This window comes from Candidatus Phytoplasma pyri (genome assembly GCF_046600495.1).
GTDB lineage: Bacteria > Bacillota_I > Bacilli_A > Acholeplasmatales > Acholeplasmataceae > Phytoplasma > Phytoplasma pyri.
In genome coordinates this window covers 1-4,968 of sequence record NZ_JBKIOZ010000012.1, presented here as the reverse complement: position 1 = coordinate 4,968, position 4,968 = coordinate 1, and the positions used below count along the sequence as shown (strand labels likewise).

The 4,968-nt window shown below is 43.0% G+C and carries 2 tRNA genes and 3 rRNA genes; all 5 read right to left on the bottom strand.

Features of this window, described 5'->3' with window-relative positions:
* Positions 1–22: 22 nt before the first annotated feature.
* The 5 genes from ACLHHF_RS02220 to ACLHHF_RS02200 all read right to left on the bottom strand — a co-directional run bounded on the left by ACLHHF_RS02220 (position 23) and on the right by ACLHHF_RS02200 (position 4,852).
* A tRNA-Val gene (locus ACLHHF_RS02220) sits at positions 23–98 on the bottom strand.
* A 12-nt stretch (positions 99–110) separates the two neighbouring features.
* Positions 111–223 (bottom strand): 5S ribosomal RNA (rrf, locus tag ACLHHF_RS02215).
* A 33-nt stretch (positions 224–256) separates the two neighbouring features.
* A 23S ribosomal RNA gene (locus tag ACLHHF_RS02210) occupies positions 257–3,120 on the bottom strand.
* Between the two features lie 56 nt (positions 3,121–3,176).
* A tRNA-Ile gene (locus tag ACLHHF_RS02205) sits at positions 3,177–3,253 on the bottom strand.
* A gap of 80 nt (positions 3,254–3,333) precedes the next feature.
* A 16S ribosomal RNA gene (locus ACLHHF_RS02200) occupies positions 3,334–4,852 on the bottom strand.
* Together the 16S, 23S and 5S rRNA genes with 2 tRNA genes alongside form the textbook arrangement of a ribosomal RNA operon.
* Positions 4,853–4,968 lie beyond the last annotated feature (116 nt).

The window sequence follows — 4,968 nt, the reverse complement described above, 5'->3', positions numbered from 1 at the left end:
TTTTTAATTTTCTATTTGTTAATGGTAGAGGATGACGGGTTCGAACCGCCGACATTCTGCTTGTAAGGCAGACGCTCTCCCAGCTGAGCTAATCCTCTATTTTCAGCATTTCCTGGCGACAACCTATCTTCGCTCGAAAAATCGAACTATTGTTAGCACTAAAAAGCTTAACTGCTGTGTTCGGAATGGGAACAGGTGTGACCTTTTTAACTTAAGCACCAAGAAAATCTTTCAAAACTAGATAAATGGGTTAAAAAAATTAAAGTCAATGGATTTATTAGTACTAGTCAGCTTAAAACATTACTGTTCTTACACCCCTAGCCTATCAACCTGATAGTCTTTCAGGAATCTCATAGGGAAATCTCATCTCAAGGGGGGCTTCATGCTTATATGCTTTCAGCATTTATCCTTTCTATACTTAGCTACTCAGCTATGGCTTTGGCAAACCAACTGAAACACCAGAGGTATATCCATCCCGGTCTTCTCATACTAGGGACAGCTCCTTTCAAATTTCCAACGCCCACGACGGATAGAGACCGAACTGTCTCACGACGTTCTGAACCCAGCTCGCGTTCCGCTTTAATGGGCGAACAGCCCAACCCTTGGAACCTTCTTCAGCTCCAGGATGCGATGAGCCGACATCGAGGTGCCAAACCACTTCGTCGCTATGAACGCTCGGAAGTGATAAGCCTGTTATCCCCAGGGTAGCTTTTATCCGTTGAGTCACGGCCCTTCCATACGGTACCGCAAGATCACTAAGTCCGACTTTCGTCCCTGCTCGACTTGTAGGTCTCGCAGTCAAGCTCCCTTTTACCTTTATGCTCTTCAAATGATTTCCAACCATTTTGAGGGAACCTTCGAACGCCTCCGTTACTTTTTAGGAGGCGACCGCCCCAGTCAAACTGCCCACCAAACACTGTCCCTCACAATCTACTTGTGGAGGTTAGATTTTACAAATAAAAAGAGTGGTATCCCAACGTTAACTCCCAAAAAACTAGCGTCTTTTGTTCACAGTTTCCCACTTATCCTGTACATTCTAATTATAAAATCAATATTAAGCTGCAGTAAAGCTCCATGGGGTCTTTTCGTCCTGTCGCGGGTAGTCGGCATTTTCACCGACAATTTGATTTCACCGAGACTCTTGTTGAGACAGCGCCCAAATCGTTATGCCTTTCGTGCAGGTCGGAACTTACCCGACAAGGAATTTCGCTACCTTAGGACCGTTATAGTTACGGCCGCCGTTTACTGGGACTTCAATTCAATGCTTTGTTGTAAACAACTAACATCCCCTCTTAATCTTCCAGCACCGGGCAGGCATCAGCCCCTATACATCACCTCACGGTTTAGCAGAGACCTATGTTTTTGATAAACAGTCGCTTGGGCCTATTCTCTGCGGCTTTTAAATTTTTGTTAAAAGCCCTCCTTATCCCGAAGTTACGGAGTTATTTTGCCGAGTTCCTTAACAAGAGTTTTCTCGCGCGTCTTAGTATACTCTACCTACCTACCTGTGTCGGTTTACGGTACGGGTAGTTAATAAATTAACCCTAGAAGCTTTTCTTGAAAGTCTGACGTCAAACACGTTACCTTCAAACCTTATTCTTAATAAGAAAACGGATTTGCCTATTTTCTCAAACTTGGTTTTTCTACCTCAATCCAATAAGAGGTGCGTTTAGCCTACTTTGTCCCTCCATCAGTTTATTAACTAGTACAGGAATCTGAACCTGTTTGCCATCGGCTACGGATTTCTCCCTCACCTTAGGACCCGACTAACCCAGGGCGGACGAACCTTCCCCTGGAAACCTTAGGTTTTCGACGGATAGGATTCCCACCTATCTTTTCGTTACTTACACCGGCATTCTCACTTCTGACCTCTCCACTACTGCTTACGCTATAGCTTCAGCGATGTCAGAACGCTTCCCCTACCATATAATAAAATTATCAAATTTCATTTATCCGTAGCTTCGGTATGATGTTTGAGCCCCGTTACATTTTCGGCGCAAAGTCATTCGACTAGTGAGCTATTACGCACTCTTTAAAGGATGGCTGCTTCTAAGCCAACCTTCTAGTTGTTTAAACATCTTTACTTCCTTTTCCACTTAACATCAATTTTGGGACCTTAGCTGACGGTCTGGGCTCTTTCCCTTTTGACCATGGACCTTATCACCCACAGTCTGACTGCTGACTTATTTTAATAACATTCGGAGTTTAATTGAGTTTGGTACTTCGAGGTGAAGCCCTTGCCCATTTAGTGCTCTACCTTCATTAAAATATTTAATCAACGCTAGCCCTAAAGCTATTTCGGGGAGAACCAGCTATCTCTGAGTTCGATTGGAATTTCACCCCTAGCCACAAGTCATCCAAACACTTTTCAACGTGTCCTGGTTCGGTCCTCCATTTAATTTTACTTAAATTTCAACCTGCTCATGGCTAGCTCACTTCAGTTTCGGGTCTACGACATGCAACTTAATCGCCCTATTAAGGCTCGCTTTCACTACGGCTGCGTTCCTTCAAACTTAACCTAGCTACATATCGTAACTCGCCGGTTCATTCTGCAAAAGGCAAGCCATCGTTCATTAACGAACTTTGACTAATTGTAGACACACAGTTTCAGGATCTATTTCACTCCCCTCCCGGGGTTCTTTTCACCTTTCCCTCACGGTACTAGTTCACTATCGGTCACTTAAGGAGTATTTAGCCTTAGGAGATGGTCCTCCCATATTCCAACAAGATTTCTCGTGTCTCGCCGTACTTTCTGATACCTTAGATTTTAACTTACGTTTAAAGGACTATCACCCGCTTTGGTGTTTCTTTCCAAAAACTTCAACTTCATTAAAATTTTATGACTAAATATGGTATCTGGCTGTTCCGCGTTCGCTCGTCACTACTAACGGAATCGTTATTACTTTCTGTTCCTGCAGTTACTTAGATATTTCAGTTCACTGCGTTGTCTTCTTTGTAGTAAAACAAAGATGCTAATGTTTTTAACATAGCGGGTTGCCCCATTCGGAAATCCACGGATCTTCACTTATGTACAGCTTCCCGTGACGTTTCGCCGTTAATTGCGTCCTTCATCGTCTCTTAGTGCCAAGGCATCCACTGTGCGCCCTTAATTTCTTTAATTCTTTTAACCTTAATTTATCTACTTTTCAAAGAGCTTTTTTTTAAAATAAATATTTTGGTGGGCCTAAATGGACTCGAACCATCGACCTCACGCTTATCAGGCGTGTGCTCTAACCAACTGAGCTATAGGCCCCGGCCATTATTAATTTTTATCTTAAAAAATAAAAAACTTTTTTTTAAGTCTTTCACAACTGAAGATGATATTTTCCTTAGAAAGGAGGTGATCCATCCCCACCTTCCGGTAGGGATACCTTGTTACGACTTAACCCCAATCATCAACCCTACCTTAGACAGTTCCCTCTTTTGCAAGTTAGGCTACTGGTTTCGGGTATTGTCAACTTTCATGGTTTGACGGGCGGTGTGTACAAACCCCGAGAACGTATTCACCACGACATGCTGATTCGCGATTACTAGCGATTCCGACTTCATGAAGTCGAGTTGCAGACTTCAATCCGAACTGAGACTGTTTTTTTGAGATTTGCTAAAAACTCACGCTTCAGCTACTCTTTGTAACAGCCATTGTATCACGTTTGTAGCCCAGGTCATAAGGGGCATGATGATTTGACGTAATCCCCACCTTCCTCCAATTTATCATTGGCAGTCTCACTAAAGTGCCCAACTAAATGATGGTAACTAGCGATAAGGGTTGCGCTCGTTGCGGGACTTAACCCAACATCTCACGACACGAGCTGACGACAACCATGCACCACCTGTATCCCTGATAACCTCCACTATATTTCTATAGCTTTGCAGAGTATGTCAAGACCTGGTAAGGTTTTTCGTGTATCTTCGAATTAAACAACATGATCCACCGCTTGTGCGGAGTCCCGTCAATTCCTTTAAGTTTCATACTTGCGTACGTACTACTCAGGCGGAGTACTTAATGCGTTAACTTCAGCACTGGTTTAACCCAACACTTAGTACTCATCGTTTACGGCGTGGACTACCAGGGTATCTAATCCTGTTTGCTCCCCACGCTTTCGTGCCTCAGCGTCAGTTAAGACCCAGCAAGCCGCCTTCGCTACTGGTGTTCCTCCATATCTTTACGCATTTTACCGCTACACATGGAATTCCACTTGCCTCTATCCAACTCTAGTCAAACAGTTTCTATAGCATCACAACGTTAAGCGTTGAACTTAGACCATAGACTTATTAAACCGCCTACGCACCCTTTACGCCCAATAAATCCGGATAACGCTTGCCCCCCATGTATTACCGCAGCTGCTGGCACATAGTTAGCCGGGGCTTATTCATTAAATACCGTCAGAATGATTTTTCCATCATTTTTTCTTCTTTAATAAAAGAACTTTACATACCTAAATACTTCATCGTTCACGCGGCGTTGCTCGGTCAGAGTTTCCTCCATTGCCGAAAATTCCTTACTGCTGCCTCCCGTAGGAGTTTGGGCCGTATCTCAGTCCCAATGTGGCCGTTCAACCTCTCAGTCCAGCTACACATCATGGTCTTGGTAAGCCGTTACCTTACCAACTAACTAATGTGCCGCAAGCCCATCTCTCAGCATACCCTTGCGGGTCTTTTAAAAGTTTCAAGATGCCTTAAAACTTCCTATCCAGTCTTAGCAGTCGTTTCCAACTGTTATCCTCGTCTGAAAGGTAGGTTACTTACGTGTTACTCACCCGTTCGCCACTGAAACTAAAAGTTTCCGTTCGACTTGCATGTATTAGGCACGCCGCCAGCGTTCATCCTGAGCCAGGATCAAACTCTTAATATAAAATAAAAAAACTTTAATTAATTAAAATAAATTAATTAAATTTGTAAACGTAATAAATTTTTATCATCTTCAGTTGTCAAAGATTAAACAAAATATTTTATTTTAAAAAATTAAAA